The organism is Pseudomonas sp. NBRC 111143 (assembly GCF_001320965.1).
Taxonomy (GTDB): Bacteria; Pseudomonadota; Gammaproteobacteria; order Pseudomonadales; family Pseudomonadaceae; genus Aquipseudomonas; species Aquipseudomonas machongensis.
Genome location: NZ_BCBT01000005.1, coordinates 71,588 through 86,050, shown reverse-complemented (window position 1 = coordinate 86,050; position 14,463 = coordinate 71,588). Strand labels below are relative to the sequence as shown.

Below are 14,463 nucleotides of genomic sequence, written 5' to 3'. Positions count from 1 at the left end.
CACAGGTCTTCAGGTGCGCGGCCCTTGATAATGGGCAGCCCAGGCCTGCTGTGCTTCAAGGGCGACTTTCAGGCGCGCGATCTGCTCGCGCACGCGTTGTGGGGCGGTACCTCCGTGGCCGCTGCGCATGGCGATGGCAGCTTCCAGGGTGAGGCTCTCGCGCACCTCGGGTGTCAGGCGCGGGTCGATGTCGGCGAGCATCGCCGGGCTCGCCTGCCACAGCTCCATGTCCTGGGCTTCACACGCGCGCACCAAAGCCCCGGTGATCTCGTGAGCTTCCTTGAACGGTACGCCGCGCATGGCCAGCCAGTCGGCGACCTCGGTGGCCAGGGTGAAGCCCAGCGGCGCCTGGCGGCGCAGTTCGTCCACGCGCACCTGCATGGTCCGCACCATGCCGGCCATGGCCGGGAGCACCAGGCCCAGCGTGTCGAGCGTGTCCATCACCTCGCTCTTGTCCTCGGCCAGGTCGCGGTTGTACGACAGCGGCAGGGCCTTGAGGGTGGACAGCAGGCCGGTCAGGTTGCCGATCAGGCGCCCCGCCTTGCCGCGAGTGAGCTCGGCGATGTCCGGGTTCTTCTTCTGCGGCATGATCGAACTGCCGGTGGCATAGGCATCGTCCAGCTCGACCCAGCGGAACTGGCGCGACGACCACAGGCAGAATTCCTCGGACAGGCGCGACAGGTTGATGCCGAGCATGCTGGCGATGAACAGGAACTCGGCGACATGGTCGCGGCTGGCCACGGCGTCGATGGAGTTCTCGCACGGGCCGCTGTAGCCCATCTCCAGCGCCGACTGCTGTGGCTGGCGGGCGATGGCCGAGCCCGCCATGGCCGCGGCGCCCAAGGGCGACAGGGCCGTGCGTGCATCCCAGTCGACCAGGCGTTGCACGTCACGCAGCATTGCTTGCGCATGGGCCAGCAACTGATGGGCGAAGCTGATCGGCTGCGCCTGTTGCAGGTGGGTGAAGCCTGGGCACAGTGTGTCGACGTGCTGTTCGGCCTGGCTCACCAGGGCGTCCTGCAGCGCCAGCACCTGTTCGGCGAGCTTGCGTGCGTGATCGCGCAGGAACAGGCGCAGGTCGTTGGCCGCCTGGTCATTGCGCGAGCGCCCGGCGCGCAGCTTGCCGCCCAGCGCACCAAGACGCTCGGTCAGCACGCGCTCGAGGAAGGTGTGCACGTCCTCGTCGTCCTCGATCGGCTGCACGCGGCCGGCACGAAAGTCGGCGTCGAGGGTGTCGATGGCGGCCAGCATGCGCGTGGTCTCGTCGCTGTCCAGCAGGCCTGCGCGCTGCAGCTCACGGGCATGGGCACGGGAGCCTGCGAGGTCGTACGGTGCCATCTGGAAATAGCGTTGCGGCGAGCGCGACAGGGCGGCGAGGGCGGCTGCAGGGCCTGAGGCGAAGCGGGCGCCCCAGAGGCGATCGGTGGGCTGAGTCATTGTTGTCGTTCCTCGAAGGAGAATCTTCTGTCAGCAGGTTCGGGCCGTCATGAGGTCTGCGAAGGCAGGTTTCACATAGCTTGGGGCAGGGTATAAAAATGAATTAAATCAATCGCTTGCGACTGAAATAGGGATTACGGTGAGTCTTGCAATATGCCGTTGCATAAGGTCATGATGGCGAGGCCGGCTGATTTCTTGTTGTGCTATCCAGCCTGTTGAAAGCCGAGCGCGAGGTAAATACTTACAATGGAAACCTCACTTTCCACTGCGGGAAACCTGCCGGAAAAAACCCGCATTCGTGCGCCACTGGCCTTGAGTGGCCAGGATTTCAAACTGCTCAAGGTGTTCAAGGCAGTGGTCGAGGCAGGAGGCTTCAGCGCGGCGCAGAACGAATTGAACGTGGGCCTGGCAGCCATCAGCAAGCAGATTTCCGATCTGGAAATCCGTATCGGCATGCGGTTGTGCAGCCGCGGGCGCGAAGGTTTCAGCCTGACCGAAGAAGGGCAGGTGGTGTACCAGGCCTCGATCGAGCTGTTCAACTCGGTCGACAACTTTCGCGACCGCATCAGCAGTGCCCAGAACGAGCTGATCGGCGAACTGGGCGTAGGCGCCATCGACAACACCCTGTCCGATCGCGGCTCGCCGCTGATCGCTGCGATCCGGCAAATTTCCAGCGATCACCCGAAGGTGCGTGTCCGCCTGAACGTGGCACAGCTGGACGAGGTGGAGCGCGGCGTCATCGAAGGTCGGTTCATCGCCGGCATTGTCCCGCTGTACCAGCGCCGGGAAGAGTTCGACTACTTCGAGATGTACCAGGAAGCCTCGGCGTTGTATTGCGGCGAAGGCCATCCATTGTTCGCCCGAAGCGATGCGCACATCCCCCTCGACAGCCTGCGCGAACACAACTTCGTGCACCATCGCTATGCCATGCACACGGCCAAATGGCAGTTTTTCGAACAGGAGAACAACCAGACGTCGGCCACCCAGGTCGAGGCGGTGGCCATGCTGCTGCTCACGGGCAACTTCATCGGTTTTCTGCCCTGTCACTTTGCGCAATCGCTGGTCAGCCAGGGCCGCTTGCGTGCGATCCATCCAGAGATGGTGCGTTTTCATACACCGTTCTGCCTGATCCTGCGGCACAACACCCCACGCAGCCCACTGGTGAAAACCTTCGCCCAGGCCATGGGGGTGGACCTGCGTTTGCCCGGCACTTGAGACATAGCTACCACGTACGCGTCTGCACTCGCTGGCTTCATGCGCGTTTTCAATGCGATGGAGCAGTATCATGTCGACCCGACCCCTTCCCGATGAAACGATCGATACACTGATCGCCAGCCGTCTGCCCGATTGGTTGAGCGCAGCCAAGCCCGAACAACTGGATGGACTGCACCGGGCATTGCGCGCCCAGCAACGTACGCAGCATGCGGTGCGCGCCCTGCTTGGGCAGATCCAGCCGCTGGACGAATTCGCCGCGCCCTTGCTCAGCGAAGCGTTGGACAAACGGGTGCAACCCTCGTTGGATGTGCGTCGCAGCATGCTGCGGCGCGAAGTCCAGATCCGCTTCCCGTCAGGCGTCGGCTGGGTCCCGGATGGCATCGTCACTCGCAGTTTCGAAAACAGTCTGCTGGCCTCGGCACTGCATAATTTCGATCGTGCCGAAACATCGAAGGTCGCCTGGCAGGCAGCGTCGGCAGTGGTCGATGCGCAAGGCAACAGGCTTGCCCTACAGCCCCGGGCCTTTGCGGGCCTGTGTCGCTCCCTGGATCTGGGGGGGCTTTACCAGCAGCATCTCAAGGGCGTGCTGTTTGGCAACGATGCCGTACGCCGAAACAATGAAGCCTTGCTCGAGCGGGGCTGGCGAGAGGGGCTGGAGGCTGCAGCATGGCTGGCGCGGCTCAAGGGCGATATCGACGAGCACATGCTGGCGGAGCTGCAAAAGGTCTGCGCTGCGACGCCCCAGTCAGCCACGTTGACGGCACTGGACATGCGCCTGCTTGGCCGCAAGATCCAGGGGGTGGTGGTGTTCCAGATGCCCGCAAAAGAGGGCGCAGATGCTCAGCTTGCGCAGTTGATTGCCTGGATACCGGACGATCCGCAGGGCGTACTGAGTGTCCACCGCTCCTGGTCCGAGCTGTTCAAAGCGTTGGGCAAGCGTTTTCGTAAGGCTGATTACTGGTCGTTCTTCCAGCGCTTCGTCAGCGTAAAGGACCGCGTGCATTTTGCTCAGGTGCTGAAACGGTTGCTGGCCGAAGGCGGCCCGCAGGATACCATCGAGCTGGATGGTCGGTGGCAGTCTGTCGGCGGCGCGCTGTTCGCCCACCTGCGCCAGGTGCAGGTCGATACCCTGCTGGACGATGCAAAGGTGCTGGCCGTGCCGACCAGCCTGGTCGACAGCGCTGAGCGTGATCGTCGCCTGCACTGGCTCAAGGGCCTGGGTCTCGACATTCTGGGCATTGCCAGCTTCTTCGTTCCAGAACTTGGCTTGCCACTGCTGGCGATCACCGCTGAGCAGCTGACCGAAGAAGTGTATGAGGGCTACCGTGACTGGGAGCTCGGTGATCGCGAGGCTGCGCTTGGCCATCTGGTGGCCGTGGCGCAGAACGTTGCGATGCTCGGCCTCACGGTCGGCGCCAGCAAGGTGCTTGAGCGCGTCGCGCAGGTCGACGAGTTGGCACCCATACAGTGTGCCGATGGTGAACTGCGCCTGGCGCGTGCCGATCTTCCGGGTTATGCCACGCAAGAGTTGGCGCTGGCGCCCGGTGAGCGTGCGATCCACGACGGACACGCGTATCAAGGGGTCGAGGAGATGACCTACCGGTTGGGCGACGACCCGGATGTCGCCGCAGTGGCGCATCCGAACCGGCCCGAAGCGCCGACCATCGCGCTTGAGGACAACGGCGCCGGTGGCGTGCGTCATGCCCTGGAGTCTGCCCGACAATGGCAGGGGGAAGGCATGCTGATACGCCGCCTGGGCAGAGGGTTGCGTCAGGTGAGTGACGATATGGCCGGCCCGCTGCTGCGCAGCATTGGCATGGACGAAGCGCAGCTACGGCGCCTGCACCTTGAAAATGCACCTGCGCCAGCGCGCCTGTACGATGCGGCGCAGCGTTATCAGCTGCACGCCAGCTTCCCCAAATTGCGTGGCGCCGCCTTCGAAGCTCACGTCCAGGAGCAGCAGGCTACACCCGTCCCGTCAGCGCAGCCCTTGCACCGTGATTTTCCCTCCCTCACGACGCGTGCCGGGCAGGAGCTGCTCGACCAGGCCAATGCTGACCAGCTCCAGCAACTGCTGGAGCAAGGGCGGGTGCCACTGGGGTTGGCCGAGCGTGCGCGATGGCAGTTGCGTGACGCCCGTCTTGATCGGGCCTGTGCAGGTTTCGAGCAGGCCGCCGCGGTGGTTCAGGATACCGAACAACTGGCGTTGGGACTGTTGCAGGCCTGGTCGCCCTGGGACAGCTCTGTACGTATCGAGGTGCGTGACGGACAGTTCGACGGCCAGGTGCTGGCACAGGTAGGCGATTCGCTTGCCAGCCAGACGCGTCGAATGATCAAGACCGCGAAAGGCTATCTGGCAGTCGATGCGCAAGGGACGCCCATGCCGGGTGCCTACGCCACGGACGATCTGTTCCAGGCCCTGCTGTGGCATCTGGATGCCCCGCAACGCCTGCAGTTGGGCGAGGCGGGCAGTTCTGCCCGGCACCTGGCCAGTGCCCTGGCCGAGCGCGCCTTTGCCCAGCGCGAGCAAGCGGCCCGCCTCATTGGCATGGCGCCCATCGGTACAGGGCTGCGCCCTCCACAACGTTTGGGCGACGGACGCATCGGTTACCCGTTGAGCGGCCGGCCCGAAGGGTCACGTCTTGCGCTGCTGCGGGGCTACCAGCAAGTCTTTCCGACCCTGTCGGACGTCGAGGTGGAAGCCTACCTGGAGACTGTGCGTCAACGCGGCGATGGCCTGTGGGATCACCTGCGCAACCTGCAACAGCTAATGACTCGCCTCAACCAAAGCCTGGGCACCTGGCGTCGCGAGGCAACCCGGGTGCCCATGCTCGAGCGGCGTCGCCTGGTAGCCCGGCGCATCCGCCATTGCTGGCGGCGCAAGCGTGCCGAGCAGGATGGCCAATACCGGCTGATCATCGACAGCGAACGGCTCGACAGCCTGCCCATACTCCCCGAGGGCGTGATGTTCGAGCATGTCACCCAACTGACGTTGCGCCGCTTGAACCTGCAGGCAATCGGCGCAGATTTTCTCTCGCGCTTTGCCAACCTGCGCAGCCTCGATCTGCGTGACAACCTGATCGACAGTATTCCTGACGGGCTGCAGGTGCTGACGCAGCTCACCGAACTGCGCCTGGCCGGCAACCAGATCGTCATCGACGAAGCCGGCATGGCCAGGCTGAGCGTGTTGACGCAGCTGCGTACCCTGGACCTTGCTCACAATCCCATCGGTCGACTGCCGCCGCTTGGCCCCCTGGAGAACCTGCAGCGTCTGTCATTGCGTGGTACTGGTCTGGCCGAGCTGCCTGTCGAGGTGTACATGCATCCGCAGCTCGAGGATATCGACCTGCGCGACAACAATATCAACGACATGAGCCCGTCCCTTGCCCGTTCGCGTCGTCGCCTGGCAGGCCTGAGCCTGCATGACAATCCGTTGCCGGAAGCCACGCAGGCCGCACTGCGTACCACGATGGGAGAGGATGCTGCGGTGGCCTTGCCCCTGCGCCGACATGTCCCGGGAGGGCAGGAGTCGCTCGAACTCTGGCTGGCAGGCTCCACCGATGTGGAGAGAACGGTGCGAGAGCGCCAATGGACTGGACTGGTGCATGAACCGGGCAGCAGTGACCTGATGCGCTTTCTTCATGATCTTGGCCGTTCCCGTGACTACGCACTGCAGGGATTGGACCTGCGGCGCAGGGTCTGGCAGGTGATCGACGCCTGCGTACAGAACAGCGAGGTTCGCGAGGCGATCTTCCAGCAGGCTGCCGGGCCACGAACCTGCTCGGACCAGATGCTGCTGATTCTCAGCCTGCTGGAAGTCCGCGCCCTGGTCGCCACACGCACTGCCGGGCTGGCCCCCGCTGCGGTCGGCCCCGCATTGACGCAATTGGGCCGCGAGCTGTATCGGCTGGACGAGGTCGACAGAATCGCCGCCCAGCACATTCAACAGACGCGTGCCACCAACCCCTATGGTTTGCTCGATGAGGTAGAGGTGCATCTCGCATACCGGGCCGGGCTGGTCAGGCCGCTCGGGCTGCCGGCCCAGTCACGCTACATGTACCACCGGATGTTCTCGGATGTAGGGGACACGCAACTGCGTGCGGCGAGCACGGCGATCCTGCAGGCGGAAACGGATGCCCGCATTGCCGCATCGTTGGTACAGCGCAGCTTCTGGCAGGACTATCTGCGCAACACGCAGCCCGAGGCATTCGAAACGCTCAACCAGCCCTACCATGATCGCCTCGAAACACTGATGGCCGAGGTCGAGTCCGCGCCAGAGCAGAGTGTGCTGGAAAATATCGAGGCGTTGGCCGAGGAGCGCAGTGCTGCCGAGCACGAGTTGGTCCTGGCGTTCACCCTGAGCATGCTGGACGCGCATCCGTGGGTTAAAGGCTAAAGGTTCAATGCGCCATGAGCTGCTCGAGCAGGCGCTGTTTAAGGATCTGAAGGGCGGGATGGGTGCGCTCGCGTGGATGTGCCAGGTCGATAGGCAGGTCTTCGCGAATGCGCCCCGGGTGGGCATCCATCACGATCACTCGGTCACCCAGGTACAGCGCTTCTTCGATGTCATGGGTGACCATCACCACGGTGCAGCGTTCGCGCTCGCGGATGCGCTGCAGCTCCTGCTGCAGGCGTACCCGGGTCAAGGCATCGAGCGCGCCCAGGGGTTCGTCGAGCAGCAGCACCTTGGGCTTGTTCACCAACGCCCGGGCAATCGCCGCACGCTGGGCCATGCCGCCAGACAACTGGTGTGGATAGGCGTGTTCGAAGCCGCGCAGGCCAACCAGCTCGATATGCTCGGCGACCAGGCGCTGCTTTTCCTCGGCAGGCAGCGCGTGGTTCTTCAGGGCCAGGGCGATGTTTTGCTGCAGGGTCATCCAGGGGAACAGGCGGTGGTCCTGGAACACGATGCCGCGCTCAAGGCCCGGGCCGCGTACCGGTTGGCCGTCGAGCACGATCGTGCCCTGGTGATCGGTGTCCAGGCCGACGATCAGCCGCAGCAGGGTCGATTTGCCGCAGCCGCTGGCACCGAGGATGCTGATGAACTCGCCGGGACGAATGTCCAGGTCGATGTCCTGCAGCACCGGCAGGGTCTGGCCCTTGAGCCGATAGGCCTTGCTCAGGCGGCGGATCTGCAGGGCGCCGGCCTGCACGGCAGGCGGGTGGGGATGGGCGATGGCATTCATGGTCGCGGCCTTCAATCAGTGGTGCGCCAGCGCAGCAGGCGCCGGCAGAAACGGGTGCACAGCCAGGTCATCAGGTAGCCGCACAGGCCGATGCACAGTACACAGACGATGATCACTTCCATCCGTGCGCCGGCTTCGGCGTTCATCATCAGGTTGCCAAGGCCGGCGCCAGAGGCGAGGAACAGCTCGCTGCCAACGGCCGTGACCCAGGCGAAGGCCAGGGCCTGCAGCACGCCGGTGGCGATGCTCGGCAAGGCACCGGGCAGCAGGATCAGGCGCAGTTGCTGCCAGCGATCGAGCATCAGCACCTGACCGACCTCACGCTGGCGGATGTCGACCTGGCGCAGGCCTTCGTAGGTGTTGAGCACCATCGGATAGAACGCCGCCACACTCACGATCAGCAACTTGGCCGGCTCGCCATTGCCGAACCACAGGGCGATCAGCGGAATCCAGCCGAGCATCGGGACCTGGCGCAGGGCGTGGAACAGCGGTGCGGTCAGGCGGTTGGCCAGCGGCGACAAGGCCATCAGTGCGCCGAGGGCGATGCCGGCCAGCATGCCCAGGGCGAGGCCGCTGCTGGTGCGCGCCAGGCTCGCCAGCAGGTTGACCGGCAGCTCGCCGTTGCCAAGCAGCTCGAGCAGTGCCGAGCCGACCTTGGACAAGGACACGAAGGCATAGGCGCCGGCTGCATCCTGGCGCGAGGCATACTCCCAGGCCGCGAGCAGCAGCAGCGGCAGCAACAGGCCACGCAAGTGTCGGACAGTCATCATTCACTCCTCAACTGCGCTGCCAGGCGGACAGGTGCCGCTCCACACGTCGCAGCGAACAGTCCAGGGTGAAACCGATCACCCCGGTGATCACCACGCCGACCATCACCACATCGATGCGCAACATCTGGCGCCCCATTTCGATCATCTGCCCCAGGCCGCTGTCGGCGGCGAGCAGTTCGCAGGCCACCAGCACCACCCATGCGCGGGTCAGCGCCACCCGTACGCCGGTGACGATGGCCGGTACGGCGGCGGGCAGGGCGATGCGTGCGACCAGGGTCGGCCAACCCAGGCGATAGACCGCCGCCACCTCGAAATGGCTGCGCGGGATGGCACGGATACCGTCGCCGGTGGCCAGGGCCACGGGGAAGAACGCGGTCTTGGCGACGATGACGATCTTGAAGGTCTCGTCGATACCGAACAGCAACACGAACATCGGGATCAAGGCGATGCTGGGGACCTGGCGCAGGGTATGGAACAGCGGTGCGCAATAGGCCTCGACGGTTTTCGACAGGGCCATGGCCGTACCCAGGGCCAGGCCCGACAGAGCGCCGAAGGCAAAGCCAAGCCCCAGCCGCGAGAGGCTGCCGGCCAGGTGCTCCTGCAGCTCGCCGGTGACCAGCAGCTCCTGGAAGCTGCGCCAGACCTCCAGCGGCGATACCAGCAGGTTGGCCGGAAACAGCCCGGCAGCGGCCACAGAAGCCCACAACGCGAGCAGGGCCAGGGGCGAGATCAACCAGGAGAGAGGAACGAGCAGGGCGCGCATGGAAGGCCTTGAGTGATCGGTGATACGGGGATATCGCAAGACCTGTGCCAGTGTGCCGAGCCCCGTGTTTTCGGGGCTCGGCCATGGGCGCTGATGATGGCGCAGCAGTACGCTGCTGCTGGGGCAGCAGTCGATCAGCAGCGGGGCGCGCGCCGATTCAGAAGTCGTAACTCAGGCTGGTGTAGTAGAACGCCCCCTGTGCGCCCTCGGGGCTGGTGATCGAATACTTCGGCACACCGTACAGCTGCGCGCCTTCGAGCTTGTCCGGGTGGCTGTCGAACAGATTGATCGCACCGACCGACAGGGTCAGCCCCAGGTCAAGGCGGTACGACACGTCCAGGTCGGTCACCCACTGCGGGCTGAACGTCTGGTCCAGCGTCGGGTTGCTGGCGTTCAGGCTCTTCCATTCACCATAGCGACGCTGGGCCAGGGTGATGCTCCAGCCGTCGTACAGCCAGTTGGCGCTCAGGGTCAGCTTGTCCTTGGGCGTGCCGTCTTCGATCAGGCCCTGGGTGTTGCGACCGATGATCTGGTTGCCGGGAATGCCGCCGACACTGTCCAGGCCGGTGATGCGGGTGTTATTGCGCGCATAGCCACCGTTGAGGTTGACCCGGCCCCAGGCACCCAGGTCCAGGTCGTAGTGCCCGGCCAGCTCGATGCCATCGGTGCGGGTGTCGGCGATGTTGCTGTAGAACGCAGCGCTCTGGATATTGGCGTAGGGCGTACCGGCGAAGATCGGCGAGACCACCGAGGCCGGCAACTGGTCCGACAGGGTGATGCGGTTGTCGATGTCGATGCGGTAGGCATCGAGGGTCAGCGAGGCGTTGGGCAGCGGGCGCCAGACCAGCCCCACGGAGAAGTTGGTCGACTCCTCGGGCTTGAGCGCCTTGCCCCCGAGCAGCTGTGCCTCGGGGCTGTCGGCACGCAGGGTGCGTTGCTGCACCTCGACCCAGTTGCCGCTGCCAGGCGGCTGTTCGACGACTTGTACGCTGAACGACGACAGCCCGCTCTGCACCAGGGACGGTGCTCGATAACCGGTGCTGGCGCTGGCCCGCGCGGCGATCTGCGGCGTGAAATCATAGCGTAACGACAGCTTGCCGTTGGTGGTGTCACCGAAGTCCGAATAATGCTCGCTGCGCACGGCCAGTCCGGCCTGGAATTTCTCGGTGATCTGCCCTTCGAGGTCGAAGTAGGCGCCGATCACCCGACGATCCAGCGAAGCGGCATCGACCTGGGTGATCCCCGAGTAGTAGCCCGGCAGGCGGCGGCCGGTGATCGGGTCGAGGGTGTTGAACAGCGGGCCGTTGGACCAGCCGGCGGCGTCGCCTGCAGTGAGCTCGTAGTTCTCCTTGCGCCAGGCCAGGCCTGCAGAGACCGTCAGCGGCTTGAACAGCAGGTCCGTTGCGAAATCGCGGGTCCAGTCCAGGGTCAGGTTGGTCTGGTCGGCTTCACGTCGGCCGGTATAGATGGTCGACGGGCTGGCCGCGCCCCAGCTGGGGTTGATGGCGTCGCGGTCGGTGGAGTCGAGGCGGTTGTTGCCGTAGTTCAAGGCCAGGTCGAAGTTGCCCAGGGTGGCGTCTTCGAAGCGCAGGCCACCGGTGGCCGCGTAGTCCTCCAGGCCGTAGCGAGTGATCGGCAGGCGACCATCGGGGTAGCGGGCCAGGGCTGTGCTGCCGTAGTTGTTGCGCAGGGTGGTGGGCGGGTCGAAGAAGCCCTCGGCATCGGTGTTCTTGTGCGCGTAGCTGGCAAAACCGTAGGCCGTCAACCCGGCGCCGAGGCCGGTCTCGGCGTTGGCCGTGAAATTATACTGATCGGACACATTGCCTGAGCCCCAACGCCAGTTACGGTAGCGGTTGTTCTGCTCGCGCGGGGTGTTGATGCTGGTGTCGCCGGGGTAGAAGATCCGGTTGTCATCGCGGGTGTCGCTGGCCGGGTCCTGGCTGCCGGCATCGAAGGCCAGGGTGAGGAAACCATCGTTGGGCAGGGCAAAGCCTTTCCAGCCGCTGAGCTTGCGCTGCAGGCCGTCGCCCTTGTCGTAACCGCCGAAGCGATAGCCGATGTTGCCGCCGTCGTCGCGTTCCTTGAGCACGATGTTGATCACCCCGGCGATGGCGTCCGAGCCGTACTGGGCGGCGGCGCCATCGCGCAGGATCTCGACCCGCTCGATAGCGCTCAGCGGGATCAGGCTCAGGTCCACGGCGGCGGCGCCACGGCCATTGACCAGGCCCTGGCGGGTGACGTTGGCGCTGGTATGGCGGCGTTTGCCGTTGACCAGCACCAGCACCTGGTCGGAGGCCAGCCCGCGCAGCGAGGCGCCTTGGGCGATGGAGCCGGCGAAGGCACCCTGTGGCGATTGCGGGAAGCTGAACGACGGCGACAACGCGGTCAGCGCGCCAGACAGGTCGCTGGCGCCGGTCTCGCGCAGTTTCTCGCCGCTGAGCACGTCGACCGGGGCGGCGCTTTGCAGGGCGGTCACATCGCTTCTATGGGTGCCGACCACGACCACGGTGTCGAGTCGGTCGTTGGGTTCGGCAGCGAAAGCGGGCACGGCGAGGCCGGCGATGGCCACGGCGATGGCGCGTGCCAAGGGGGTGTGGTGGGGCATCTGGGGTTCCTGCTGGAAGGTGTGTTGAGTGGGCCGGCCCTGTCCCGGAGCAGGCCTGCCCCCACAACGACCGTTGCGTCCTTGTGGGAGCGGGCTTGCCCCGCGATAGGGCCTGACAGGGCGACTCAGAACCGGCTGGTGACACTCAAGCCAACGGTGCGCGGATCGCCGTAGGTGATCACGTACTGCCCGGCGGTGCCGTTGGGCCGGCCGTGCACCTGGTAGCGGCGGTCGGTGAGGTTGTTGACGAAGCCGGTGACGCTGAGCTTGTCGTCGGCGCTGAACCAGCTCAGGCGCGCGTTGGCCAGGGTGTAGTGGGGCTGGCTGAGGGTTTCGTCGGCGCCGCTGCTCTGGCGGTCGGCCAGGAAATATTCCTTGTCGCGAAAGCTCACGTCGCCACCGGCCACCACACGCCCCGGCACATCCAGGGGCAGGGTGTAGTCGGCGCCCAGCGAGACCACGTTGCGTGGCGAACGCACGAAGCTGTTGCCGCTGTAGTCGGCGGTCACCGCGCCGGTGGAGGGGTTGACGTTCTTGAAGTCGGTGTACTCGGTGTCCAGGAACGACAGCGCTGCGCGCAGGTGCAGGCGTTCGGTGGGCTGGCCCTCGATCTCCAGCTCCGCACCCTTGACCTTGCCCTTGGCGCCGTTGGTCAAAGCGGTGGTCAGCACGCCGTTGTTGACCGTCAGCAGGTTCACCTGGATATCCGAGTAGTCGTAGTAAAAGACGTTGGCGTTGACCGTCAGGCGCCGGTCGAACCACTCGGATTTCAGGCCCAGCTCGTATGCGTCGAGCTCCTCCGGATCCACCGTGGTCAACTGCGCCAGGCTCGTCGACAGCCCAGTGTTGAAGCCACCAGAACGGAAGCCATGGGCATAGCGGAAGAACACCCGCAGGTTGTCGTTGATGCGGTACTCGGGCGTGAGGTCGTAGGTCCAGGCTTCCCAGGTCTTGTCCTGCTGGCGATTGCCATTGCTGCCAGCGCCGGCGATGGGGATCAGCGGGCCATTGGCGGTGGCGCGAGTCAGTTGCACCAGGTCCAGGTCGATATCCTTTTTCTCCTGGGTCCAGCGCAGGCCGCCGGTCAGGCTGAAGGCATCGGTGAAGTCATAGGTGACGTTGCCGAACAGCGCATAGCTGTCGGTGCGGTGGTCGAAGTCCTGGTTGCGATAGGCGGTGCTGCCGACCTGGTTGGAACCGGTGCCGTTGGGCGTCGGGCCAGGCGTGACGATACGCTGGGCCGAGCTGTCGAGGTTCTCGTGGAAATAATGCGCGCCGGCCAGCCAGTGCAGGGGACGGTCCTGCGGCGAGGCCAGGCGCAGCTCCTGCGACCACTGGCGATAGGCGTTGTCGGTGATCGAGGCGCCGTTGACTTCATAGGGGGTGTAGTCGGCGTCGGTGGTGGAGCGGTTGCGGATGTAGTCGTAGGCGCTGATCGAGGTCAGGGTGTAGTCGCCCAGGTACCAGTTGAAGGTCAGCGAGGCGCCATCGTGGTCGAGGCGATAGTCCTCGTTGACGTTGAGAGAAATGTCGCGGCCATTGGGGCGCTGGTAGCCGACATTGTAGTAACGGCCCACTGGCAGCGAGCCGTTGCTGCCATCGCCCTTGAACTGGCGACTGTGCAGCTTCAGCAGGGCATCCAGATCGGGGTTGAGCTGGGCGAGGAACTGCAGGCGTATGGCCTTCTTGTTCACATCGCCATAGGTATTGCCATCGAAGTCGTTCTTCTGGAAGCCGTCGCGCTCCTCGGAATACAGCGACACCCGGCCGGCGAGCTTTTCATCCACCAGGGTGCCGCCCAGTGCACCGTTGAGGATGCGTTCGTTCTTGCTGCCGAAACCGACGGTGCCGTAGCCGTCGGTGTCGAAGGTCGGCTTCTTGGAAATGACGTTCACGGCGCCGGCCGTGGTGTTCTTGCCGTACAGCGTGCCCTGTGGCCCGCGCAGGATCTCGATGCGTTCCAGGTCGAACAGCGGCCCGCCGCCAGCAATGGGCGCGTTGAGGTAGACGTCGTCGGCATAGATGCCCACCGGGTAGACCGTCGCCGCACCGGTGTCGCCGGTGCCCAGGCCACGGATGTACCAGCGTGGGCGGCCGTCGCCATCCGGGTTCTTGGCCGAGGCGTTGGGCACGAAGGTGGTGATGTCGCCCATCGAGCGAACGCCGTCGGCGGTGAGCTGGGTGCCCTTGATCGCCGAGACCGCGACGGGCACTTCCTGCAGCGTCTGTTCGCGGTGCTGGGCAGTGACGGTGACGGTTTCGAGGGCAGGTTCGGTTTTCTTTTCTTCGCTGGTTTCGGTGGCGGCGTAGGCCTGGTTGCCGGCACCGGCCAGCAGCAGGGCCAGGCCTATCTGGCGGGCCAGAGGATTGAGCTGGTGCATGTGGTTCTCCCCGTGTTTCAAGTGTTGTTGGGGAGGGGTAGAGCAGGGACTGTGCCAGTATCTGTAAGCAATTGTTTTATATTGATTTTCTTTGATTCAAAGAACG

8 protein-coding genes are annotated in these 14,463 nt (G+C 64.8%); 2 read left to right on the top strand and 6 right to left on the bottom strand.

The genetic code is table 11. The annotated features are described in order from the left end of the window. Nucleotides 1-9: 9 nt before the first annotated feature. Nucleotides 10-1,437 carry an argininosuccinate lyase gene (argH, locus tag APH44_RS04500; protein ID WP_054891501.1) on the bottom strand — a complete coding sequence of 476 codons (1,428 nt, stop codon included), beginning with the start codon at nt 1,435-1,437 and terminating at the stop codon, nt 10-12. A 246-nt stretch (nt 1,438-1,683) separates the two neighbouring features. Between argH and APH44_RS04495 the strand changes: the two genes are divergently transcribed. Together APH44_RS04495 and APH44_RS04490 are read left to right on the top strand one after the other, a co-directional pair. After that, nucleotides 1,684-2,652, top strand: coding sequence for a LysR family transcriptional regulator (locus APH44_RS04495; protein ID WP_054891500.1), 969 nt, complete (start codon nt 1,684-1,686; stop codon nt 2,650-2,652). Nucleotides 2,653-2,722: 70 nt separating this feature from the next. Continuing rightward, on the top strand, nt 2,723-7,048 hold the full coding sequence (locus tag APH44_RS04490; protein ID WP_054891499.1) for an NEL-type E3 ubiquitin ligase domain-containing protein: 4,326 nt from the start codon (nt 2,723-2,725) through the stop codon (nt 7,046-7,048). Nucleotides 7,049-7,052: 4 nt separating this feature from the next. On the opposite strand, the gene APH44_RS04485 is transcribed toward APH44_RS04490, so the two are convergent. From APH44_RS04485 to APH44_RS04465, 5 genes are all read right to left on the bottom strand, one after another. Beyond that, nucleotides 7,053-7,838, bottom strand: a complete 786-nt coding sequence (locus APH44_RS04485; protein WP_054891498.1) for an ABC transporter ATP-binding protein — start codon at nt 7,836-7,838, stop codon at nt 7,053-7,055. Nucleotides 7,839-7,849: 11 nt separating this feature from the next. Then, complete coding sequence (locus tag APH44_RS04480; RefSeq protein ID WP_156343722.1) at nt 7,850-8,605, bottom strand: ABC transporter permease; 756 nt, start codon at nt 8,603-8,605, stop codon at nt 7,850-7,852. Between the two features lie 10 nt (nt 8,606-8,615). After that, the gene (locus tag APH44_RS04475) at nt 8,616-9,371 is read right to left on the bottom strand and encodes an ABC transporter permease (RefSeq protein WP_054891496.1); all 756 of its coding nucleotides are present in this window, start codon (nt 9,369-9,371) and stop codon (nt 8,616-8,618) included. 157 nt (nt 9,372-9,528) lie between these two features. Continuing rightward, complete coding sequence (locus APH44_RS04470) at nt 9,529-11,976, bottom strand: TonB-dependent siderophore receptor (RefSeq protein ID WP_054891495.1); 2,448 nt, start codon at nt 11,974-11,976, stop codon at nt 9,529-9,531. A gap of 125 nt (nt 11,977-12,101) precedes the next feature. Next, the gene (locus tag APH44_RS04465; RefSeq protein WP_054891494.1) at nt 12,102-14,357 is read right to left on the bottom strand and encodes a TonB-dependent receptor; all 2,256 of its coding nucleotides are present in this window, start codon (nt 14,355-14,357) and stop codon (nt 12,102-12,104) included. Nucleotides 14,358-14,463: the final 106 nt, after the last annotated feature.